Origin of the sequence: Vreelandella arctica, from assembly GCF_037070215.1 — a bacterium.
GTDB lineage: Bacteria > Pseudomonadota > Gammaproteobacteria > Pseudomonadales > Halomonadaceae > Vreelandella > Vreelandella arctica.
The window spans coordinates 37,272-60,683 of sequence record NZ_JBANSN010000004.1 but is presented as its reverse complement, the minus strand read 5'-3'; the positions used below and the strand labels follow the sequence as shown (position 1 = coordinate 60,683).

At 52.6% G+C, this 23,412-nt stretch carries 21 protein-coding genes; 17 read left to right on the top strand and 4 right to left on the bottom strand.

The features are described 5' to 3' along the window. Positions 1–29 precede the first annotated feature (29 nt). The 3 genes from pal (at position 30) to V8L70_RS04750 (ending at position 2,262) form a co-directional block, all read left to right on the top strand. Complete coding sequence (pal, locus tag V8L70_RS04760) at positions 30–575, top strand: peptidoglycan-associated lipoprotein Pal (protein WP_008957977.1); 546 nt, start codon at positions 30–32, stop codon at positions 573–575. A gap of 80 nt (positions 576–655) precedes the next feature. Next, positions 656–1,456 carry a tol-pal system protein YbgF gene (gene ybgF / locus V8L70_RS04755; RefSeq protein ID WP_008957976.1) on the top strand — a complete coding sequence of 267 codons (801 nt, stop codon included), beginning with the start codon at positions 656–658 and terminating at the stop codon, positions 1,454–1,456. Positions 1,457–1,500: 44 nt separating this feature from the next. Further along, positions 1,501–2,262, top strand: a complete 762-nt coding sequence (locus tag V8L70_RS04750) for a YciK family oxidoreductase (RefSeq protein ID WP_101147271.1) — start codon at positions 1,501–1,503, stop codon at positions 2,260–2,262. A gap of 47 nt (positions 2,263–2,309) precedes the next feature. Here V8L70_RS04750 and V8L70_RS04745 read toward each other — a convergent pair whose 3' ends face one another. Then, on the bottom strand, positions 2,310–2,978 hold the full coding sequence (locus V8L70_RS04745; protein WP_008957974.1) for an HAD-IA family hydrolase: 669 nt from the start codon (positions 2,976–2,978) through the stop codon (positions 2,310–2,312). After that, on the bottom strand, positions 2,979–3,722 hold the full coding sequence (gene ubiG, locus V8L70_RS04740; protein ID WP_008957973.1) for a bifunctional 2-polyprenyl-6-hydroxyphenol methylase/3-demethylubiquinol 3-O-methyltransferase UbiG: 744 nt from the start codon (positions 3,720–3,722) through the stop codon (positions 2,979–2,981). 148 nt (positions 3,723–3,870) lie between these two features. Between ubiG and galU the strand changes: the two genes are divergently transcribed. From galU to V8L70_RS04705, 7 genes are all read left to right on the top strand, one after another. Further along, positions 3,871–4,761: a UTP--glucose-1-phosphate uridylyltransferase GalU gene (galU, locus tag V8L70_RS04735; RefSeq protein ID WP_008957972.1), complete on the top strand. Its 891-nt coding sequence runs from the start codon at positions 3,871–3,873 to the stop codon at positions 4,759–4,761. A gap of 3 nt (positions 4,762–4,764) precedes the next feature. Then, on the top strand, positions 4,765–6,057 hold the full coding sequence (locus tag V8L70_RS04730; protein ID WP_101147272.1) for a nucleotide sugar dehydrogenase: 1,293 nt from the start codon (positions 4,765–4,767) through the stop codon (positions 6,055–6,057). A gap of 9 nt (positions 6,058–6,066) precedes the next feature. Then, complete coding sequence (locus V8L70_RS04725) at positions 6,067–6,888, top strand: GumC domain-containing protein (RefSeq protein WP_336268997.1); 822 nt, start codon at positions 6,067–6,069, stop codon at positions 6,886–6,888. A gap of 130 nt (positions 6,889–7,018) precedes the next feature. Then, complete coding sequence (tamA, locus tag V8L70_RS04720; RefSeq protein WP_008957969.1) at positions 7,019–8,872, top strand: autotransporter assembly complex protein TamA; 1,854 nt, start codon at positions 7,019–7,021, stop codon at positions 8,870–8,872. 9 nt (positions 8,873–8,881) lie between these two features. Further along, positions 8,882–12,925: an autotransporter assembly complex protein TamB gene (gene tamB, locus V8L70_RS04715; RefSeq protein ID WP_336268996.1), complete on the top strand. Its 4,044-nt coding sequence runs from the start codon at positions 8,882–8,884 to the stop codon at positions 12,923–12,925. Positions 12,926–12,936: 11 nt separating this feature from the next. Further along, entirely contained in the window at positions 12,937–13,563 is a 627-nt protein-coding gene (msrA, locus tag V8L70_RS04710) for a peptide-methionine (S)-S-oxide reductase MsrA (protein WP_336268995.1), read from the top strand. A 62-nt stretch (positions 13,564–13,625) separates the two neighbouring features. Next, positions 13,626–14,156 carry a c-type cytochrome gene (locus V8L70_RS04705; RefSeq protein ID WP_336268994.1) on the top strand — a complete coding sequence of 177 codons (531 nt, stop codon included), beginning with the start codon at positions 13,626–13,628 and terminating at the stop codon, positions 14,154–14,156. Positions 14,157–14,184: 28 nt separating this feature from the next. Here the strand turns inward: V8L70_RS04705 and can are convergent, their stop codons facing one another. Then, a complete protein-coding gene (gene can / locus V8L70_RS04700) occupies positions 14,185–14,832 on the bottom strand; it encodes a carbonate dehydratase (protein ID WP_176302125.1) in 648 nt (215 codons plus the stop codon). A gap of 186 nt (positions 14,833–15,018) precedes the next feature. Here can and gorA point away from each other — a divergent pair, with 186 nt between their 5' ends. The 4 genes from gorA to V8L70_RS04680 all read left to right on the top strand — a co-directional run bounded on the left by gorA (position 15,019) and on the right by V8L70_RS04680 (position 19,147). Then, positions 15,019–16,401, top strand: coding sequence for a glutathione-disulfide reductase (gene gorA / locus V8L70_RS04695; RefSeq protein WP_336268993.1), 1,383 nt, complete (start codon positions 15,019–15,021; stop codon positions 16,399–16,401). A 308-nt stretch (positions 16,402–16,709) separates the two neighbouring features. Next, positions 16,710–17,288, top strand: a complete 579-nt coding sequence (ectA, locus tag V8L70_RS04690; RefSeq protein ID WP_008957963.1) for a diaminobutyrate acetyltransferase — start codon at positions 16,710–16,712, stop codon at positions 17,286–17,288. Between the two features lie 109 nt (positions 17,289–17,397). Next, complete coding sequence (gene ectB / locus V8L70_RS04685; RefSeq protein WP_176302127.1) at positions 17,398–18,666, top strand: diaminobutyrate--2-oxoglutarate transaminase; 1,269 nt, start codon at positions 17,398–17,400, stop codon at positions 18,664–18,666. 91 nt (positions 18,667–18,757) lie between these two features. Then, the gene (locus V8L70_RS04680; protein WP_008957961.1) at positions 18,758–19,147 is read left to right on the top strand and encodes an ectoine synthase; all 390 of its coding nucleotides are present in this window, start codon (positions 18,758–18,760) and stop codon (positions 19,145–19,147) included. A gap of 101 nt (positions 19,148–19,248) precedes the next feature. On the opposite strand, the gene V8L70_RS04675 is transcribed toward V8L70_RS04680, so the two are convergent. Then, entirely contained in the window at positions 19,249–19,785 is a 537-nt protein-coding gene (locus V8L70_RS04675) for a DUF3833 domain-containing protein (RefSeq protein ID WP_336268992.1), read from the bottom strand. 228 nt (positions 19,786–20,013) lie between these two features. On the opposite strand from V8L70_RS04675, the gene V8L70_RS04670 reads away from it, so the two are divergent. From V8L70_RS04670 to V8L70_RS04660, 3 genes are read left to right on the top strand one after another with little or no spacing between them, the layout of a single operon-like run. Further along, entirely contained in the window at positions 20,014–20,850 is an 837-nt protein-coding gene (locus V8L70_RS04670) for an ATP-dependent zinc protease family protein (RefSeq protein WP_179915110.1), read from the top strand. Between the two features lie 38 nt (positions 20,851–20,888). Beyond that, a complete protein-coding gene (locus V8L70_RS04665) occupies positions 20,889–22,412 on the top strand; it encodes an inactive transglutaminase family protein (RefSeq protein ID WP_176302130.1) in 1,524 nt (507 codons plus the stop codon). Continuing rightward, entirely contained in the window at positions 22,409–23,407 is a 999-nt protein-coding gene (locus V8L70_RS04660) for an alpha-L-glutamate ligase-like protein (protein WP_101145526.1), read from the top strand. The genes V8L70_RS04665 and V8L70_RS04660 overlap by 4 nt, the downstream gene beginning before the upstream one ends. The last annotated feature ends 5 nt before the right edge of the window (positions 23,408–23,412 follow it).

Genomic DNA, 23,412 nt, shown 5'->3' with positions numbered 1-23,412 from the left:
TTTTTAGTTTTCAGGCAAGGAGTCTGATTATGCAACTTAAACCGTTGGCTCGCTCATTAGCAGCAGCGCTATCTATCGTGGTAATCGCTGGCTGTTCCAGCACCGGCGGAACCCAGGACGGTGACTCGTACGGTAGCCAGGATGGCAGTACTACCGGTTCCAGCACCTCTGGTACAGGTACGGGAAGTCAATATGGTTCTTCCTCAGGCTCTGGTTCTAGCTCAGGCCAGCAGGCTGATTCGCGTATTCCAGAAGTACGCACTATCTATTTCGATTACGACCGAGATACGATCAAAAGCGAATATGAGTCTGTCGTAATGTCGCATGCACGTTACTTGCGTGCCAACCCGAGCGCTCAGGTGGTTCTGCATGGGCATACGGATGAGCGTGGCACTCGTGAATACAACATGGCGCTGGGTGAGCGTCGTGCTAATGCTGTAGAGCGCTTCCTGAACATTCAGGGTGTGTCTCCTTCACAAATGAGCGTTGTCAGCTATGGTGAAGAGCGCCCGGCCGTTAATGGTCAAGACGAGAGCGCCTACTCGCAGAACCGTCGTGTTGTATTTAACTACTGAGCATTTAACGATTGAATGCTTAACCACTGATGAATTCGGCGTGCGGCTTATCGCACGCCGTTTACGTCTACGGAGTCATTATGAATCACAGTCTCAAGCGTTACGTTGAGAGGCTGTGCGGTGCGGGAGCCTTAGCGCTCCCGCTGTCCGTATTGCCTTTAATGGCCGTCGCTCAACAGCCGCTCGTCCAAGATCTTTCTAACTCTGACGCTTCCAGCAGCAGCTTCTATCAGCAGACGCAGCGTCAGGAAGCCTCCAGCGGTAATTTGGTGTTATTTAACCAGGTGCAGGAGCATCAGCAGGAAATCCAGCAACTGCGCGGTCAGATTGAAGAGTTGCGTCACCAGTTAGAGCAGCTACGTCGTCAATCACAGCAGCAGTATCTCGATATTGAAGACAGGCTAATGAGCAGTGGGCCAACGCAGATTGAGCAATCAACCCCAGCGGTTGAGCCTGAAGCTGCCGAGGAAGTGGTTAACGCCCCCTCTACTCGCAATGTCAGTGAGGATGCGCAAGCCGATTACCAGGCGGCCTTTGCACATGTTCAAGCACGCCGTTTTGAGGAAGCTATCGCGGCGTTTGAAACCTTTGTCAATGATCATCCTGATACCAGTTTAACGGCCAATGGCCACTATTGGCTGGGTGAGTTGTATTCAGCTGAAGGTGAATTGGACGCTGCTGACCAGGCGTTTAGCCGCGTCATTGACGAGTATAGCGGTAGCAGCAAAGTACCTGATGCGATCTATAAGTTAGGTTTAGTAAAAGCGCGTCAAGGCGAAGCGGAACGTAGCCGTGAGCTACTTGAGCGAGTGCGTGACGACTACCCGCAAAGCAGTGCCGCGGGCCTTGCCAGTGACTTTTTACGCCAGTCAGCAAGTTAAATTTTGCTCTTAATCGCTTCTAAGAATAGTTTCAAGGAATCAGCATGAGCTGCAAGATCGACTATCAACCAGCGCCCAACCTATTGGAAAATCGCATCGTGTTGGTAACCGGCGCAGGAGACGGGATTGGCCGTGCGGCAGCATTAAGCTATGCCCAGCATGGGGCCACCGTGATTCTATTGGGGCGCACCATTGCCAAATTAGAGCGTGTTTACGACGAAATAGAAGCGGCAGGCGGGCCTCAGCCTGCGATTTTCCCACTCAATTTTGAAGGCGCTACGCTCAAAGATTTTCATGATATGGCCGAAACGCTGGATCAGGAGTTTGGCCGCTTAGATGGCCTGTTACATAACGCTGGGCTATTAGGTCGCATTACGCCATTTGAGCAATATAACCCTGAGCTATGGCAGCAGGTGATGCAGGTCAATATCAATGGGCCTATCTGGATGACCCAAGCGTTATTGCCACTACTGCAACAGTCTGAAGATGCCTCGGTAATCTTCACTTCCTCTAGCGTTGGTCGTAAAGGGCGAGCCTACTGGGGGGCTTATTCCGTCTCTAAATTTGCCACTGAAGGCTTTGCCGACGTATTGGCTGATGAGCTGAATAATCAGGCACATATTCGGGTGAATTCACTTAACCCAGGCGCCACACGCACCCAAATGCGGCGTACGGCGTTTCCCGGTGAAGACCCCTTCACACTACGTACGCCGGAAGAGATTATGCCGACCTACCTGTGGCTAATGGGGCCAGACAGCGCAGGCACCAGCGGGCAAAAGCTAGATGCCCAACCTCCCCGCACATAACCGTTTGTTTTGAAAAACGCGTCGATGCCCCCCGCCATCATGCTTGTCTAGAGCTTGAACTCGCCTAGGGCATCGACCAGCGCTGCACACTCTTCAAACCAAATGTCAGCTGGCCACTGTTGGTAGTCATCCTCTTCGCTGATATAGCCATAGCCAACCGCGACGGCGGTCATGCCGGCGGCGACGGCGGCCTCCATATCACGCACATGGTCACCGATGTACCAGCAATGTTTAGGGTCAACGCCAAGCCGGCGGGCAGCTTCCCAAAGCGGTTCAGGCGCTGGCTTTTTAACGCTTAGATCATCCGCACATAGCAATGCGCCAGGCTGCAGCAGCAGAGCTTCTAGTAGCGGTAAGGTATAGCGGCGCGGTTTATTGGTGACAATCCCCCACGGCCGCTGATCGCCATGCCACTCTTGTAGCCACACATCCAGCGGCGAGAAAACCCGGCTGTGTACCGCTACGGCTTGCTCATAAGCATCAAGCAGAAACTGGCGTGCTTGAGTGTGTCCATCAGCAGAGGCCTCTAAGCCCAGCGCTAGTGTAACCAGCGCACTGCCGCCATTAGATACTTGGCGGCGAATTACCTCAAAGGGTAGCGGCGCTAACCCATGGTGAGCACGCAGCGCATTGGTCGCTTCTGCCAAATCGGGGGCCGTATCTACCAACGTTCCGTCCAGGTCGAACAGTATTGCTTGAGGCGCTTGCATCGACATTTAATCGCTTACCTTGCGGCAGTACATCATGTAATTGACCGAAACATCATGGCTGACCAAGCGGTAGTGGCGGGTAAGCGGGTTGTAGGTCAGTCCCGTCTGTTCACGCACTTCTAAACCGCTGTGACGAGACCAAGCCGCCATTTCTGAAGGGCGAATAAATTTTGCATAATTATGCGTGCCTCGTGGCAGCAGTTTAAGCACATATTCGGCGCCTAAAATAGCGAACGCGTATGACTTAGCAGTCCGGTTCAACGTAGAGAAAAACACATAACCACCCGGGCGTACGAGGGCGCTGCAAGCACGAATGACGGAGGCAGGGTCCGGTACGTGCTCCAGCATTTCCATGCAAGTCACCACATCATAAAAACCAGGCTTCTGAACGGCCATGGCCTCCACGCTGATATGTTGGTAATCAACTTTTACGCCACGCTCTTCTGCGTGCAATCGGGCCACTGCTAACGGCGCTTCACCGAGATCAATGCCCGTCACCGTAGCACCACGGTGAGCCATCGATTCGCTTAAAATACCGCCGCCGCAGCCTACATCGAGCACTTTTTTACCCGCCAACCCCGCACGCGCATCAATAAAGTCAAGACGTAAGGGATTAATATCATGAAGGGGTTTGAATTCACCCTGCGGATCCCACCAGCGGCTAGCAAGAGCCTCAAATTTGGCGACTTCTGCTGCATCGACATTGTCTTGATAGTGATGAGCAATGCTATCCTGTGGTGTCGCTTGCATAGTGTGACTCCCATAACTTTTGAACATTTAGCAAAATATTGACGTGTAGCCACTTGTTCGCCGTTGCGAGGTGGTATCCATCCACGCCTTCAGTATTATGGACATTCTAACCACTCCTGTGTCGGAACGCATGAAAAGGACCTCTTCTATGATTCGTAAAGCCGTACTTCCTGTTGCTGGGTTTGGTACTCGCTGCTTGCCAGCGTCGAAGGCTATTCCCAAGGAGATGATTACGATTGTCGATAGGCCGGTGATCCAGTATGTCGTTGAAGAGGCAATTGCCGCTGGTATCCGGGAGATTGTGCTGGTCACCAGTAGCAATAAAAGCGCTATCGAAAACCACTTCGATACCCATGCTGAGCTGGAAGCTAGCTTGGAAAAAAAGGGAAAGCATGAGCTTCTGACAATGTTGCGCAATTTAGTGCCTGACGACGTCAGCATTATTAGCATTCGTCAGGGCGTGCCGTTAGGGCTAGGCCATGCAGTGCTCTGTGCCCGCCCCATCCTTGGCGACGATGAACCTTTTGCGGTGCTATTGCCCGATGTGTTGGTCGATAACAGTGCCAACTCAGCAACGGACTTGGCCGGTATGTTAGCGGCCTATGATCAGCAGCAAACGGCGCAATTGATGGTGGAAGAGGTCGCCTGGGAGCAGGTGGAAAAATATGGCATCGTGGCGCCAGCAGGGGATGTGCCCGCTGCAAACGAGTCAGCCGATTTAGCCGGCATGGTGGAAAAACCCAAGCGTGATGCTGCACCCTCGAATTTAGCGGTCATAGGCCGTTATGCGCTACCAGGCCATATTTTCTCCATATTAGAAAAAACACCGCCCGGTGCCGGTGGTGAAATTCAGTTGACCGATGCGCTGGAAACACTACGAGAACAGTCCGGCGTCCAGGCATATCGTATGCAAGGGGTTACCTACGACTGTGGGCAGCCCTTAGGTTACCTTGAAGCCACACTCGCCTACGCACGCCGTCATCCTGAGTTTGGAGAAGCTTTCCAAACCCTGCTGTCACGTTACCACCAGGGGGAGTAACGCATGCGGGTGTTACTTTACGGCAGCGAATTAAGCGCAGCGACGGCAGCCGCTGCGCTGGCTTGGGTGGGGCATCAGGTTCAGTGGTTACCCCACGCTGATGCGCCTTGGTCAGTGCTTTCTGAGGTGGACTGGTTACGCAGTGAACCTCATTTAATGACCCATCTTGAGCAGGGCTTAGCAGAGGGTACCCTGCAGCTCATTGAGCAAATAGATGATGCCGCCATCCCAGAGGTGATTTGGATGGCGTTATCACCCTCACAGCGCAGTTCGGCCAGCGCACTACTTGAAAACCCGTTATTAGCGGATCAGCACGATCTTGTGCTGGTTAATAACTCGACGTTTCCGGTAGGCGAGACCGAACGCCTGCATACATTAATGGGTGCCCAGCACTCCAGTGTGGCACTGCCCGATACGTTAGAAGAAGGCCGTGCATGGGACTCTTTCACACGCCCAACCCGGCGCTTGCTAGGCTGCGATGATGCGACGGGTGAGCAAGTCACCAGAGAGCTGTTACGCGCCTTTAATCGGCGTAGCGAAGTGTTTCAATGTATGCCTCGCCGCGCTGCGGAGTTAACCAAGCTGGCCATTAACGGCATGTTGGCCACGCGTATCAGTTATATGAATGAAATCGCCGGCTTGGCTGATACTCTAGGCGTTGATGTCGAACATGTCCGCCAGGGGATGGGAGCCGATTCGCGTATCGGGTTTGAGTACCTGTACCCTGGGTGCGGTTTTGGAGGCCCTAACTTCTCCCGCGATTTGATTCGCTTGGCCGATGTGCAACTGCAGAGTGGCCGATATTCAGCGCTGCTTGAGCAGGTAATGGATATTAACGAACAGAAAAAAGAAACGCTGTTCCGCAAGCTGTGGTCCCATTTTTCCGGCGAAATGGCCGGAAAAACCGTGGCGATTTGGGGAGCTGCGTTCAAGCCCGGCACTGCACGCATTGACCACGCGCCCGTATTAACACTGCTTGAAGCACTTTGGGCGCAGGGAGTTAAGGTTCAGCTACACGACCCTGCCGCCGTACCAGCTCTCCATGCCCTGGTAGGCGAACGCGAAGATTTACGCACCTTTACTCATGACCCCTACCAAGCCTGTGAGGGCGCCGATGTACTGATGTTGGTAACAGAATGGAAAACCTATTGGAACCCAGACTGGCATCGGCTGGGCTCGTTATTAAACGCTAAGCTCGTATTAGATGGACGCAATATTTACGATCCTGAATTTGTTGCCAGCTGTGGATTAATGTATCGCGGGATAGGCCGTCGTGCTGACCCGAAGACTCTCTGAGGAACTGTTATGCCAGACGCCACTGCATCCTCTCGTATCGTACCCGATGTGGATCAAAGCTTGACGGCGCAGCATTTGCGCCACCGAAAGGGGCCTACTTTGTGGCCGCTATGGCTATGCCTGTTATTAATCATTGCCCTATTGGGTGCGGCGGCGGCTGGACTTTGGTACGAACGTGAACGACTGTTAAATGAGTTACATCGGGTAAGTGGCGAAGTGTCCAATGTTCATGCTCGCTTGGATTCGGATGACACTGATGTACAAGATACGATAACCTTTGTACAAGCTCAGATGTCGACGCTCTTTCAAGAGCAAGAGCAGCTGTCCATTGCACTGACCGATACTCGCGAAGAGTTGTACAGTTTGCTAACAATGAATGAGGACATGGCCTCTAGTGATTCGATCAATTCATTGCTGCAGCAGTTGAACCAGCTTAATGAGCAAGCTGAGTTGCGCGACAGTCAGTTGTTGGCGATGCGGGAATCATTGAATGCCCTGGAACAGGCTGGTACCTCAGGACGGCAAAACTTGATTGAGGAAGTGTCCCATCTTGAGCAACTGACCGAACAACGCCTGTCCGTACTGGACAGTCAGATCAGTAACATTAGTAGTGATTGGGAAGAGCAGTTATCAGCGCAAAGAAGCGCCATTGAGTCGCGCTTTGATGAGCTGGAGGCTTCTATTGCTGAGGTTGAAGCGTCACCGGATCAAGATGCTTTGACGGCATTAGAGCAGGAATGGTCGGAACGTTTGAATGCACTAGAGAGTGATGTTCGACAAGTCCGTCAGGCACAGCTTGCCTTTAGTGCCCAGTTAGAAATGCTACGTTAAAAAGTAGCCAAGATAGTTGGGTAGTCAGGATAGTTGTATCGCATTGATGCGTTCTAGTGCGAAGAACATTCTATAAGTCGTTGAAGTAAATAGATAATGAAGCCGCTGATTTAGGTTAGGATAAAAATGTATGGGAAGACAACGGCGATGGACTTCAGCCACCGGTCGCACTGTGTTGGTAGTGCTACCACTATTATACGCATCACATGGGGCATGGGCGTTAGAGGCGAGCATCACGGGTGTTTCCGATGAGGTCGAAAGTAATATTCGAGCCTATCTACAGAACGTAGAGGCTGAGCAATACACCGAAGCACGTTTAGAAGGTGAGGTTCGTCAACGTACTGAAGAAGCCATGCGTGTGTATGGTTATTATGAGCCTGATATAACCTTTGAGCATACTGACGATGAGCTTGTATCGCTTGAGATTGAACCAGGGCCTCAAATTGAAATTGAAATTTTATCAATTAATGTCGAAGGCGACGCCAGTAACGACCCACCATTTCAACAAGCAGTAGAAGACTTCCCGCTGGAAGAGGGTGACGCACTGCGGCATGCCCCATGGGAGCGGCTGCGTGGTCAGTTTTCTGGTTTGGCTATCGAGCGGGGTTACTTTGACTGGGGCTTTACGGATCGACGTATGGAAGTCCGCCCGTATTTACAAAGTGCGCGCCTCTATATGGATTTTGACAGCGGCCCCCGCTATCAGTTTGGAGAGACTTCAATAACAGGTAGCCACATAGAGATCGACCGATTACTCCGTATACAGCCGTTTGAAAGAGGCGACCCCTATCTAGCGCAAACGCTAGCTGACTATAACCAATCGCTTGCAGAAACCGGCTGGTTTAGCTCAGTGTCAGTGCGGCCGCGACTTGAAACAGCGCAAGAGCTGGCGATTTCTCCGCCTGGTGGCGGAGACGCCTGGTGGAGCGAGGCGACTGCTTCCCAACCAGAGCGCCCACGAGTCACCGGCGCGGCTTTAACCAGTGCGCTAAGCATCAATAAGCCCAGTGATACGCAGTTACCTATTGATGTGAGTGTGGAGCCTGCTGATCGCCACCAGTTTGAAGTCGGCATTGGCTACGCTACCGATGTGGGGCCCCGTCTGCGTTTTGGTTGGGAACAACCATGGATCAATCGTTATGGTCATAGTCTTGACCACGACCTCTATTTATCCTCCCCGGAGCAGCGGTTTACCGGGGTATATAACGTTCCGCTAGAAGACCCGCTGCGTGATAGCTACCGGCTGCAATACGGTATCCGTAATATTGATGATAGTGATACCCAATCATTAGAAGGCACCGTTGAAGTGGCTCGGCGCTGGGAGTTTGATAACGATTGGGTTCAAACTCTGTACTTCCGTACCACTTATGAAGACTTCGAGCAGGGGGGCGAAGCCGATCAAGTTTGGCTGTTTTATCCTGGTATTCAGTGGTCGCGAACCCGGACACGCCCTCAGCGCTTTCCATTATGGGGCGACCGTCAGCAGCTCTCTTTAGAGTACTCGGATAAGGTTTGGGGGTCGGATGCACAGTTCACACGCGTTACGGCCGATACGGAATGGATTCGCACTATCGGCAATGATAACCGCTTCCTGGCGCGAGTTAGCTTAGGCGCCATCGAAACCGATGACTTTGCCAAAATCCCACCTTCTTTACGCTTTTTTGCCGGTGGCGACCGCAGTGTGCGCGGCTACTCCTATGAAAGCCTTTCGCCACGCAATGAAGAAGGGCGGCTACGGGGCGGCCAACAATTGCTGACCTCAACCCTTGAGTACCAACGGCGTGTCACGGGGGATTGGTGGGCAGCCACCTTCGTGGACAATGGCGATGCGTTTGATAACTGGGGACCTAACGATTTGAAAACAGGCGCCGGCGCCGGGGTGCGCTGGGTTTCACCGGTCGGGCCAATTCGCTTTGATATCGCACATCCTTTTGACCATGAAGACGATTGGCGTTTGCACTTTTCCATCGGACCGGAATTCTAGGAGAGAGATTTGCCTCAGGTTGAAACAGCGACATCTGATAAGCGCCAGCGACTATCACCCAAATACCGTACCTGGCTTCTGTTGTGGAGCCTTTTGCGCCTGATTATCGTATTGCCAATTTGGCTGTTTGGGATTGCGGCGCTGCTTGTTGGGGTAGCATTATCGCCTTGGGGCACTGGTGTATTGCTCTCGCAGGGGGAGCAGCGGGACTTATTCACCTATGCACACCATGAAGGTGGGCTGCTTGATCATTTTCTGGTCGAAGATTTCCAATTGCAGTTGGGTGAAACCCGTATCACCGTGGATGAATTTGAGCTTGCGTGGGCGGATGACTGCGTCCTGGCGGGCCGGTTATGCATCGACACGCTTCGCGTGGTAGGCGCTGATGTTCGTTTAGGTGCATCGGGCGAACAGGAGCCGCCGCCAGAAGAAGAGGGGGCGCCACTCGCTATTCGTTTTCCCTTCCCGATCGAGCTACGTTCGCTACAGCTTGACGATGTCAGCCTACGCCTTGCCGACGGCACCGAGATCAAATGGCGCTCGTTAAGCTCAGCGGCTGTTGCCGAAGGCAACCAAGTGCGTCTTGAACCGACCCACTTGGAGCAACCGCGCCTTTATTTGCCACCATCGGCAGGCGTGTTACTGACGCAAGCCACTGAAACACCACTTTCTGCTGAGGCTATCGATGCCGCTATATTGCTCCGCGAACCGCAAGACGAGGCCGTACTGGCAGTAGAGTCTCCAGAAGAGCAGTTAGAAACACGAGAACGGCTGGAATTACCTGACATTACCTTGCCGGTGGATATTCAAATACCCGAATTTACGCTTAACGATTTTCGCCTGGAAGGCGCCACTGAGTATCACGTGGAACGCCTTCAGCTTGGACTGATGACCGAGGGCGACCGCGTTGAGTTAACCGAACTTGCTGTCGTTACCCCAGACGCTGAGGCTGAATTAACCGCAAAGGCGACTTTAAGCAACAGTTACCCACTTGAAGCTCGTTTGAACGTAGAGCTTTTTTTAGCTGAGAGGTTTCCTGAGCTCGATGGCGAGACCTTGACATTAACGCTGTCTGGCCCACTCGATGCCCTTGAAGCACAGTTGGAAGCATCCGGCGCGGTAAACGCGTCGTTAAACGGCCAAGTAGACGCCCTAGCCCCTACACTGCCATTTCAAGTGCAGTTACAAAGTGACCAGGTCCAGTGGCCGCTCTCCGTTGACGAAACGGCGCAAGCTAACGGCGACGGGGCCACCGACCCTTATGTGGTCGATGAGCTGGATATACAGGTGACCGGAAGCCTGAGTGAGTATAGCGCTCAGCTCGCGATGGCCGTTGAGGGCCCCAGCGTACCGCGTACCCAGATTAACGTCAGCGGTGAGGGTGACCTTGAACACTTTAGCTGGCAGCCGCTTACTCTGGCCGTAGGCGAAAGCTCCCTGCGCAGTGAAGGCACCGTTAGCTGGTTAGCTCCCTTGCAGGTTAATGCGAGTATCCGTTTGGATCAGTTCGACCCCTCTCACTTCGTGGATCAGTTAGACGGCAGTCTGAATGGCGATATTGAATTTTCCTTGTTCCAGCAAGAGAGCCCGCAAGGTGCCGTGTGGGCTGTCAGCGTACCCAACTTGGCGATTGATGGTGTCCTGCGCGACTACCCCCTGACACTGCAGGCAGCTCTGGACGCCAACAGCAATATGGAGCTGGATATTAAACAGCTGCTGTTTACCCAGGGGGATAACCGGTTGGAAGCGGCAGGCCAAATCAGCGAACAGGCAATGTCGTTAAATGCCGACATTGCGCTACGCCAACTGCAAACCCTCTCACCAGATCTAGCGGGTAACATTGTGGGAACGCTGGAGGCTAGCGGTAGTTTTGATCAGCCGCAATTGCTGGCTGACTTACAAGGTGATGGCGTGCGTTTCGGCGAAAATCGCATTGAACGGCTCACGCTAAATGCCGATGTGCAGGGAATCGATGACCCTACCCTTGATGTGCAACTGGCCCTACAAAACGTCAATGCCGTTGGCCAGGCGCTGTCTGCCATGAACGTTAATTTAGCCGGGCGTCTCTCAGAGCACCGTCTTGAGCTTAATGCCCAGGGTACGGACAACAACGTATTAAGTCGCGCGCAACTCGCCCTTGATGGGCGTTTTGATCAGCCGAATCAATTGTATCAGGCTCGGGTAACGCCACTGGAAATCGATTCCGAAGCTGGCGATATTCGCCTTGAAGCACCCTTGGATCTCCGTTACAACTTGGCCAGCGGTCAGGCGAACCTTTCATCCTTCTGCCTACGTCGTGAGCAGGGCGGCTTGGTCTGTTCTGAAGAGGAAATAAATGCTTCGGCGCAACAGGGCAACGCCGTCCTTTCATTACGTGAAGTGCCTATGGAAATGCTGGAGCCTTTTTTACCCGAAGAGTGGCAGTTAGAAGGCGACACAACGGCGGATATTAACGTTAATTGGCGCCAGGGCGGTGCACAGTGGCAGGCAAATCTACAGGTGCTAAGTGAACTCGCAGTAACGGCCATCAATGATTATGGTCAGCCCGTGCAACTGCCAGAAATCAATTTAGACGCCCAGATTGAGGCTAACCAAGCACAAGCGGATGCCAATGTAACGCTTTCCCTTGCCGAGGCAGGCGATCTAAACCTGGATTTATCGATCAATGATCCACTAGGGGCAGGCGAGCTAGATGGGGAGCTGCGTGCAAACGATGTTTCGCTGCAACCTTATCGCCCTATGCTCGTCGGGATGGATCAATTGGAAGGAGATCTGACAGGTAGAGTGCAAATTTCGGGCACTACCGATCAGCCCGGCTTGCAGGGCCAGCTTGGGTTGCGTGAAATTCGTGTAAACGGTCCTGATATTCCCGTTGACGTACAAGATGGAGAGTTGCTGGTTTCCTTTGATGGTGAGCAGGGCGATATTGACGGTTATCTGGCGGCCGAGCGCGGGCGTTTGGAAATCACCGGTGATGCTTACTGGCCAAGCGGTGACGACTGGCGCATTGGCGTCGATCTAAATGCTGTTCAAGAGCCTATTCTGATCGTATTACCACAGTTTGGTCGTCTAGAAGCGGCGCCTGATGTTCGTGTTCGTGTGACCCCAGAAAGGCTGCAAGTAAGGGGAGATATCAACTTACCCTGGGCAAGACTGGAAATTGGCGATATGCCGTCGTCTGCCGTTACGCCTAGCGGTGATGAGGTGATTATCACCGAACGCGACGATCGGGAGGCAGAAATTGAGGCACAGCGCGCTACCGCCAATGGCGATGAGCCTAGCGCTGCAGATGAACTAGCCGCTACCGGCATGGCCCTTGATGTGCTGGTAACGCTAACGCTGGGCAGTGATATGCAGCTATCGGCCTACGGCTTAGAATCCGGATTGGGAGGTTCATTAGAAATTCGCCAAAGTGGCGGTGCATTACAGCTATTTGGCGATGTCAATTTAGTTGATGGGCGCTTCCAGGCGTTCGGTCAAGACTTGGTCATTCGCCGCGGTGAACTACTGTTTAGCGGGCCCCCTGGGCTACCTACCCTCGACTTTGAGGCCATCCGTAATCCCGACGTTACCGAAGATGACGTTATTGCTGGCCTGCGTGTCACCGGTAATGCCGAAGCCCCCAATGTACTGATCTTCTCCGAACCAGCAATGGATGAAACACGAGCACTTTCATATTTACTACGGGGCCGTGCCCCGGATGCCTCCGGCGGAGGGGTGGATAGCGCACTAACTACGGCGTTGATTGGTATGTCATTAGGACGCACCGGTGGCGCAGTGGGCTCGATTGGCGAGGCTTTCGGCATTGACGACTTAACCCTGGATACCACCGGCGCCGGCGATGACAGCCAAGTCGCCGTCAGTGGTCAACTGACCGATGACCTTAGGATTAGTTACGGCGTGGGAATTTTCTCGCCGATTGCAGAACTAACACTACGCTATACGCTGTGGCGTAATCTTTATCTTCAGGCCGTATCGGGTACCAATCAGGCGGTGGATTTGATCTACACCTTTACCCGTTCCGGTGACCCAAAAATCTTACAGCAGCAATGAGTGAGGGCGATATGTCGCTATTTTCTTCTTCAAGTACCAGTCGTGTACTGCCTGGCCGTGATACCCCTATAGAGACCAGCGATGCTCACACCATCAACGGGCATTCGTTGCATCCACCGTTTCCAGAGGGCCATGAAGAGATTGTGCTAGGAATGGGCTGCTTCTGGGGTGTTGAACGTCTGTTTTGGCAATTGCCCGGCGTCTATGTAACCGCGGCAGGTTATGCCGGCGGTGAAACGCCCAACCCCACCTATGATGAGACCTGCACAGGGCGTACCGGCCACACCGAGGTAGTGAGGGTGGTCTACGATCCAAAGCAAGTCGACCTGGAAACGCTGCTACAGGTGTTCTGGGAGCAGCACGATCCTACCCAGGGAAATCGACAGGGCAACGACATTGGCTCGCAGTATCGTTCGGCTATCTTTACCACCACCGAGGCCCAGCAAGCAGCCGCTGAACAGAGCGCGGCCGCCTTTCAGCAGGCGCTCGATAAGGCAGGCAAAGGGCAAATCACGACCGAAATAAAACCGCTTGAAGCGTTTTATTATGCAGAGGCTTACCATCAGCAGTATCTCGACAAAAACCCGAATGGCTACTGCGGCTTAAAAGGCACCGGCGTGACCTGCCCGATAGGCTAAAAGCTCATTTTTATCAAAGTTAATTTAACCAAGCTAACCAGCGCATTATAAAGGAAGCCATTATGCAGCAGCGTTATCACCGAAAGCGGGCTTTCCAGCGTAGCGCGATAAGCAGTACTTTGGCGCTGCTACTATGTGCGCCGTTATCCTGGGCGGGCGACGAGGCCACTAGCGAGCTTTCAATGCCTCAAACCGTTGGCGACACTCAGTTCGCCAGCGAGCGTGACGCAGTGATGTGGCGCCAGCAAGAGCTCAAAGATATTGAAAGCCTGGTTCGTCAGCTGCGTTTTGACTTAGTTAACAATCAAGATGTAGAGGCCGCTGCCCCACGCTTAACGGAACTCCAAGAGCGTGCGACTGCCCAGCAGCTACTGCCTGCCTTTATTGCAGGTACGCATGGCGGTGGTTCTGAGGCGCGCGCCTCTATTTGGGAAGAGTGGAGTGAGTTTGCCGCTGGCTTTACTGACCTTGAGGATAAAATCACTCAGCTGGTTGAGGTCGCCGAACAGGGGGATACTCGTGACACAGCGCGAGCACTTTCAGAGGTAGGCGCTAGCTGCAAGAGCTGCCATCGCGCCTACCGCTACGACTAGCGTCTCAGTAGGCGCAAAAAAAAGAGACTTAATCGCCTGATTGTATGCGGTCAATACGGTAAAGCGTTTCCACTTGCTCTAAGCCACTGATGGTGCAATTCAGGTCTTTGACGCGACCATCGCTTAAACCGTAAACCCAGCCATGTACCGAGATTTGCTGCCCACGCTGCCAGGCGCGCTGCAAAATCTTGGTACGGCACAAGCTATTCACCTGCGCTTTAACGTTGAGTTCGCACATACGGTCAATTTGATCTTCCAGAGGAAGATGGTCTAGCGAATCACGGTGACGGTTGTACTGTTCGCGAACCGAATGTAGCCAATAATCGACCACACCGCATTCGCCACCCATCATGGCGGCCTTAATGCCCCCGCAACCATAGTGTCCGACAATCATAATATGGCTGACTTTAAGTACATCCACCGCGTACTGAACCACCGACAGGGCGTTCATATCCGTATGGTGGAGCAGGTTCGCTACATTGCGATGAACGAAGACTTCCCCAGGCGGCAGCGCAATAATTTGATTGGCGGGCACACGGCTATCCGAGCAGCCGATCCATAAATAGTCTGGGTTTTGCTGACTTGAAAGCCGTTTAAAGTAGTCGGGGTCCTCTTCGCACATGCGCTCAGCCCAGGCACGATTGTTATCGAGTAGCGTCGCAATAGAGTCAGACATAGTGTCTCCAGCAAAATTAAATAGAGTTAAGTCGCTGATCGAGAAGCGAAATAATAAATCTTAGTAAGTATAAGGGATTGGACAGTATAAAATAGCAGCAAATGGTTTTAACCTCCCCCGACAGCCAGGTCAATATCCTTGTTTGGCCGTCAGGGGTAGGCATTTTTAACTTCACAGGAGCAAACGATGGCAGACGTTTCCGAATACGAATATGACCTCCTGGTGATTGGTGCAGGCTCCGGCGGCGTGCGTGCTGCGCGTATGGCAGCCGCCACCGGTGCCAGAGTAGCGATTGCCGAAGACCGATACCTGGGCGGCACCTGTGTCAACGTTGGCTGTGTGCCCAAAAAACTTTACTCATACGCCGCCCACTTTCACGACAGCTTTGATGACTCGGCCGGTTTTGGCTGGCAGTTGCCTGGCCCGGCCAGCTTTGATTGGGCGACGCTGCGTGATAATAAAATAAGCGAAATCAAACGGCTAAATGGTATTTATCAGCGCATGCTGGAGGGCGCCGGGGTAACGCTCTTTAATGCACGGGCTCGGCTGGCTGATGCGAATACAGTGACGTTGAGCGGAGAGCATGGCGATATTTCGATAAGCGCAGAAAAAATCCTGGTGGCCACGGGCGGGTGGCCATGGGTGCCCGATTTTCCGGGTAGCGAATATGCGCTGGACTCCAACCAGATCTTTGATCTCGATACGTTTCCCAAGCGCTTTCTGGTTTTGGGTGGCGGTTACATCGCAGTCGAGTTCTCTAGCATTTTCAACGGGCTTGGTAGCGAGACACACCTTATCTACCGTGGCGAGCTATTCTTGAAAGGTTTTGATCAACAGGTTCGCGAATTCACCTGTGCCGAAATGGAAAGAAAGGGGGTCAACCTCCACTTCAACACCAATATTGAGCGTATTGAAGCCACCCAGAATGCCTACAACGTTTATCTCACCGATGGGCAGGTAATGGAAGTCGATGTGGTGCTGGCGGCAACTGGGCGCAAAGCTAATATAAAAGACCTGGGGCTGGAGGCGCTGGGTATTAACCTGGATGAGCAGGGTAAGATCCCTGTCAACGATCGTTTTGAAACGGCGCAACCGTCGATTCTTGCGCTAGGCGACTTAATCGCTGGCCCAGAACTAACGCCAGTGGCCTTGGCAGAAGCGATGCAGCTGGTGGATGTCCACTATGCCGACACCGTCCCCCAGCCGCTCGATTACACCACGATTCCAACCGCCGTTTTTTGCCACCCTAACATCGGCACGGTAGGGCTTTCCGAAGAGGCGGCTCGTGAAAAATTCACCAATATCCGCGTTTATAGCACCAATTTTCGGGCCATGAAGCACACCTTGTCGGGTAGCCAAGAGCGCACCTTAATGAAATTGGTGGTAGACGATGCCACTGATGTGGTGGTCGGCGCCCATATGGTCGGCGACGACGCAGGTGAAATCATTCAAGGTATAGCTATCGCGGTAAGGGCAGGCCTTACCAAGCATGACTTTGACCGCACTGTGGGTATCCACCCAACGGGAGCAGAGGAGTTCGTCACTATGCGCACGCTCACGCGTACTTGACCCGGTGCTTATGTTGCCTTGCGACGAGCGCTGGATGCCCGTGAAGACATCGCATATGAAGATCGTGCATGTGAAGACAAGTTGTGAGTGAAAACAGATTTAGGTGTGCCCATTGGCACGCCTTTTTTTGTCGGCAAGTTGGGCTATTCTAAATCAGTAACGACGGATCTGAGCGCGAGCAGATAGCTAACAAGCCGTCTCTCATAACAAAAAATTATGGAAAGTAGGGTGGTGAATAATATGGTTTTTGAATTGCTCATAATCAGCTGTTATAATGATTATCAAATTCGCTACAGCGAAGCATAACTATGAGTACGCCCATACAACCGTTTACCCCCTCTGCTGACTTGGCCAGGCCTACAGTAGCCGATGCCGTCGTTGGTCATGCAGAGACGCCGCTGTTTATTCGCAAACCTAATGCGGATGATGGCTGGGGAGTGTACGAGCTTATCAAAGCCTGCCCGCCGCTGGATGTGAATTCTGCCTACGCCTATTTGCTACTCGCTACACAGTTTCGTGATACCTGTGCAGTCGCTACCAATGAAGAGGGTGAAATCGTTGGTTTTGTATCAGGCTATGTGAAGGATAATGCCCCCGATACTTATTTCTTATGGCAGGTAGCCGTCGGCGAAAAAGCACGCGGTACAGGTCTTGCACGCCGCTTGGTCGAGGCAATCATGTCGCGCCCCGAGCTTGACGATGTGCATCACCTTGAAACCACGATCACGCCAGACAATCTAGCCTCTTGGGGCTTATTTCGTCGCTTGGCCGCGCGCTGGCATGCGCCGCTCAATAGCCGCGAATATTTCTCTACCGAACAGCTCGGAGGGGAGCATGACCCGGAAAACCTGGTTCGTATCGGTCCGTTTCAAACAGACCGCATCTAACACGTGTGTTTAACCATATACAGCACGTAGTGAACATACTGTTTTTCCCGCTCATGTTGCTCCGGGCTAGCAACGCCTAATGGCAAAATGATTGACCAAGGAGGTCGCAATGCAGACCCAGACGCTTGAACGCATGGAATCCAATGTACGTACTTATTCTCGTTCATTCCCGGTGGTGTTTACCAAAGCGCAAAATGCGCGCCTAACCGATGAGAACGGCCGTGAGTACATTGATTTCCTCGCCGGCGCGGGCACGCTTAACTACGGCCACAATAATCCGCACATGAAGCAGGCAATGATTGATTACCTGTCAACAGACGGTGTTGTGCACGGTCTGGATATGTGGACCAATGCCAAGCGCGATTATTTAGAAACGCTTGAGGAAGTCATCTTCAAGCCACGCGGTCTCGACTACAAAGTACATCTACCGGGGCCGACTGGCACTAACGCTGTCGAAGCCGCTATTCGTCTGGCCCGTGTTGCTAAAGGCCGTCACAACATCGTGACATTCACCAATGGCTTCCACGGTGTAACGATGGGCGCTTTGGCTACCACCGGTAATCGTAAGTTCCGTGAAGCCACGGGGGGTATCCCGACGCAGGGTGCCAGCTTCCTGCCCTATGATGGCTACATGGGCGAGCATACCGACACACTGGATTACTTTGAAAAACTGCTGGGCGACAAATCTGGCGGTCTGGACGTTCCCGCTGGTGTCATTATTGAGACCGTGCAAGGCGAGGGCGGTATCAACGTGGCAGGCCTGGAGTGGCTGAAGCGTTTGGAAGGTATTTGCCGCGCCCATGACATTCTGCTGATTATCGATGATATTCAGGCAGGTTGTGGTCGTACCGGTAAGTTCTTCAGCTTTGAGCATGCAGGCATTACGCCAGACATTATTACCAACTCGAAGTCACTCTCTGGCTTTGGCCTGCCATTTGCGCATGTCTTGATGCGTCCAGAACTGGATAAGTGGAAGCCAGGTCAATATAACGGTACCTTCCGTGGCTTCAGCTTAGCGATGGTGACAGCCACCGCCGCGTTAAAAAAATATTGGACTAACGATACCTTTGAGCGTGATGTTCAGCGCAAAGGACGTATTGTAGAAGAGCGTTTTCAGAAGCTTGCGGCACTGCTGACTGAGAGCGGCATGCCTGCCACTGAACGTGGGCGTGGTTTGATGCGTGGCATTGACGTGGTATCGGGAGATATCGCCGATAAAATTACCAGCAAAGCTTTTGAGCACGGCTTGATAATTGAAACCAGTGGTCAGGACGGTGAAGTCGTGAAGTGCCTGTGCCCACTGACCATCAGCGATGAAGACCTGCTGAAAGGCCTGGATATTCTTGAAATGTGCGTGAAAGCTGTTGCTAGCGAGTAATTTGGCGTTAGGATAAAGCGTAAACTCACACCCGTTTCGTTAGGGAAACTGCGGCTGGTAATCGCTAGCCGCTATGCTATGGAGTACTTCTATGATCGTTCGTAATCTCGAAGAAGCGCGCAAAACAGAACGCCTAGTCACCGCTGAAAACGGCAATTGGGATAGCACACGTCTTGTTCTAGCCAATGATAACGCTGGCTTCTCGTTTCATATTACCCGAATTTTTCCCGGCACTGAGACCCACATTCATTATAAAAACCACTACGAAGCGGTGTTTTGCTATGAAGGTGAAGGCGAGGTGGAAACCCTGGCCGACGGTAAAATCTGGCCGATCAAAGCAGGCGACATTTATCTGCTAGATCAGCACGATGAGCACCTGCTACGCGGTAAAGAAAAAGGAATGACGGTTGCTTGCGTCTTCACGCCGCCGATTACCGGCAATGAAGTCCACCAGGAAGACGGTTCATACGCAGCAGAATAGAAAACGCTATTTGGAAAACAGTTAAAAAAGCGTCAGCATAAGATGAAAAAAGCAGCCTGCTTAATAGCGGGCTGCTTTTTTAGCTAGGTGCCGAGTTTTGTCTATTGACCTGTGTTCTCAAAAACTAAGGTGATTTCACCCAGCGTTAAGCCGAATTTTCGCATAGCCGTTCGGTTGATCAAGCGGCCATCCGGTTGCAGGTACATCCAATCATCCATGGTGAACGTAATCATCCGCCCGTCGATAGCAATCTCTAACGGGTATCGCATATGGAAAGCATGTCCATATTGCCGAGCGCCAACGTGTCCCTCCACGTCGCTGGCGGTGCCAACCCAGTGATGCGCGTCGATACGTTCAAACGTCCATACCCGTCGGTCGGTTTCACCATCTGAAAACATGAAGGACTCATCCAGCGTTAGTGTGTCGGCCTCGTAGGTGCCCTGGATTTCCACCGTGAAGCGGCGCTGTACCTCACCAGAATAATCCTGCACCATGCCCCAGGCTCGCGTAGTCCCTGTAAAGTACTCGGCAATATCCAAGCGGGGCTCTGAATCAGCGTAATCTTCGATATCAACACCCACACAGCCAGCCAGCAGGAAGAGCAGTGTGAAAAAGCTTATGCGCAGCGAATGGATCATGGCATCATTTCCTATATTAAAATGGACTCATGTACAGCTATGGTAAAATATTTTAACAGCATAGAGCAGCTAAGCTGTTGTAGCTACTACGTCTTCTTTGGGTTCGCTTAATATATATTATGTTAAATAAAGTAAATTGTGTGTCTGAATAATCGTGATGACGTTGGACACTAGTCGCCCATCTCCTTATTATTCCCTCCACCTATTTGTCCAAGGATATCTCTCGTTATGCGCCCAGGTGTTTTGTGGCTAATAGCTAGCTTGTCGCTTTCAATCGCAGGCTGTGCAGCAACCCAGCCAGAAACGAATGAACCGCCTCCCCTAAGTGAAGCGTCTTTTAATACTCGAATCCTTGAATTAGAGAGCCAATTGGCGCAGCAATGCGACACCCGTTCTGAGCTTCAGACACGCCAACTTGATCAGCAGCAGGTACTCACTGCCGACGTGCGTGAAGTCGGTAGTTTATTACGTTCGCTACGCCAAGATGTTCAGCAGTTAGAAGCCCGTGGTGAAGAACCTGTCATCATCCGCGAAGAGTGTGAAGTTGATGAAACGCTAAGCACGAAAACGCTACTGGGTCGTAGTGAATGGGTTGGTTTTCCAAGCCTGGGCACCTATCTCAAGGCGCGTGTCGATTCAGGAGCCAACACCTCATCGCTGTCGGCCGACGAAATCACCCGCTTCGAGCGTGACGGTGAAGACTGGGTACGTTTCAAACTAGCGCTAAACGACGACGATGTGGCCGTTGAGTCGCAGCGTGATGAATGGGTAGAGGCACCTATTGTGCGTCGGGTTCGTATTCTTCAAGCTTCTGGTGAAGAATCCCGCCCGGTTATTTCATTATTAATGACGTTGGGTCCGATCCGCGAAAACGTCGAGTTCACGCTGAATGACCGCTCACATTTAGAGTATCCGGTGCTACTGGGCCGGCGCTTTTTAATGGATATCGCGGTAATAGACGTCGCCGATACCTACTTACATGACCGCCCCGAGTTTCCTGGTGGCGAGCCAGCCGATCAAGCTGCTGAAGATGAAGCAGTTGATGACGACGATACAGAAGAGTAACTGCTCTCCCCTGGCGCTTTACGTAGAAAGGAATCTCCATGTCACGGTTAATGTTTTATATCATTGTCGGCTTGCTGTTGGTTGCGGGCATTGCCACCAGCGTACATCGCCATGTGCAGTTTGAAATCCCCTGGCTGCCCGGTGAACAACGCCAGGTCTGGGAAATTGAAGCGGGCATAAACTTCAATGCTCAAGATGGCCCTGTGCAAGTCGACTTGGCACTGCCTTCTCATCAGGCGGGTTATCGTGTATTAACTGAAAATACAGCATCGTCAGGGTATGGCTTGGCCTACCAAGCAGATGAACTAGGCCGTACCGCTCAGTGGACGATTCGCGAAGCGGCTGGCAGCCAAACGCTGTACTACTCTGTTCAAATGCTGGTATCGCAAGATGCCCAGGCACCGGTGCAAACGCCGCCTGAAATGACCCCAATCACGCCATGGGAAAGTCCTTATGACACGGCGGCTAGCCAACTGATCGAACAAGCCTGGGCTCGCAGCGCCAATAACGCGACGTTTGCCCGGGAGCTGATCCGAGATGTGAATGGTGAGCGCCAGGGCGAAAACGCGCGTCTTCTGTTATCTCAGGAAAACCCAGCGGCATTAGTAGTCCGCTTGCTTAACCAAGCGGGCGTATTAGCGCGCGAAGTAAGCGGCCTGCTATTGGAAGATGGACGTCGCCGCCAAACACTTAGTAGTTGGATCCAAGTGTTTGACGAGTCTGGTGAACAGTGGTCAATTTTTCACCCGCTGACAGGCGAGCAAGGCAAACCTGAAAACCTACTGTTGTGGGAAACGGGCGGTCGAGCCGTTTTAGAAGTACAAGGTGGCACCAACTCTCGGGTCACCTTCTCAATGATGACCCATGATCAGCCGGCATCAGCCGCGGTGCGCAACCACTATTCCGAAGACACGCTGCTGAATTTCTCCATTCATAGCCTGCCGTTGGAAGAACAAGCGCTATTCCAGACCATTCTGCTGATTCCGATTGGCGCGCTAATGGTGGTGTTTCTACGTGTCTTGGTAGGCATAAAGACATCCGGTACTTTCATGCCGGTATTGATCGCCCTCGCCTTCATTCAAACCACCCTGCCCACTGGCCTGATCGGCTTCCTGCTTATCGTCGCGGTCGGGCTGATTATCCGTAACTATCTCTCTTACTTGAACTTGCTGCTGGTGGCCAGGGTCTCCGCGGTTATCATCACGGTGATCGCGATCATTTCTATCTTTACTGTACTGGCCTATCGCATGGGGCTGAGTGCTGGCTTAACGATTACCTTCTTCCCGATGATTATCCTTGCCTGGACTATCGAGCGGATGTCGATTTTATGGGAAGAGGAAGGTCCTAAACAGGTATTGATCCAGGGTGGCGGCAGCTTGATTACCGCCGTCCTTGCCTATCTGGCGATGAACAATCCCTGGGTACGCCATATCACGTTCAACTTCTTAGGCGTGCAGTTGATACTCATGGCGTTGATCTTGCTGCTGGGTAATTACACGGGGTACCGACTGTTAGAGTTACGCCGCTTTAAGCCAATTACTGATGATGAGAAACCATCATGAGTTGGTTCAACAACTGGACGTGGCCCACGCGCTTGCGTGATAAAGGCATCATTGGCATGAACCGGCGCAATATCCGCTACATAGGCCGTTATAACAGCCGCCGGCTCTATCCTTTGGTGGACGACAAGCTTAAGACCAAACTGCTTGCCCAGCAGTATGGGATAACGTCGCCAGAACTGATCGGCACTGTCACCACTCAGTTCGGGGTTAAGCACATCGGTGAAATGCTCACGGGTCATGCAGGCTTTGTTATCAAGCCTGCTAAAGGTAGCGGTGGCAAAGGGATTTTGGTGATTGAAAAGGTCGAAGATAATGCCTTTATCAAGCCAAGTGGTGCCAAGCTAACCCTCACCGATGTTGAGCGACACGTCTCTAATATTCTTTCCGGCCTCTACTCATTGGGCGGCTCGCCCGATGTGGCGGTGATTGAAACGCTGATCAATTTTGATGAAAGCCTGATGGATTACACCTACGAGGGGGTGCCCGATATCCGGGTGATCGTCTTTAAGGGCTATCCCGTTATGGCCATGATGCGGCTTTCCACCGCCGCCTCTGATGGCAAGGCAAACCTACACCAGGGGGCCGTGGGCGTGGGGTTAAACATTGCAACGGGGGCTGCACTACGCGCCGTACAGTTTGATCGGCCCTGCTTCAGTCACCCGGATACAGGGCACGACCTGGCAAGTTTAGTGGTGCCTCAGTGGGAAACACTGCTGAACTTGGCGGCGGGCTGTTATGAAATGACCGGCCTGGGGTATCTCGGCACCGATATGGTGTTGGATCGCAAGCATGGACCAATGCTGCTTGAACTGAATGCACGCCCCGGCCTAGCCATTCAAATGACCAATGGGGAAGGATTGCGCCGTCGCCTGGATCTAATTGAGCGGCAGCCGGATGGCGTGCCTGCCAAACAGCGTGTCGCCTTTTCCCAACACCATTTCGCGCGGCAAAGTGAGCTGGTAGAAAGCCCTGACACCACCTCTTCCAGCGCGTAGACTGG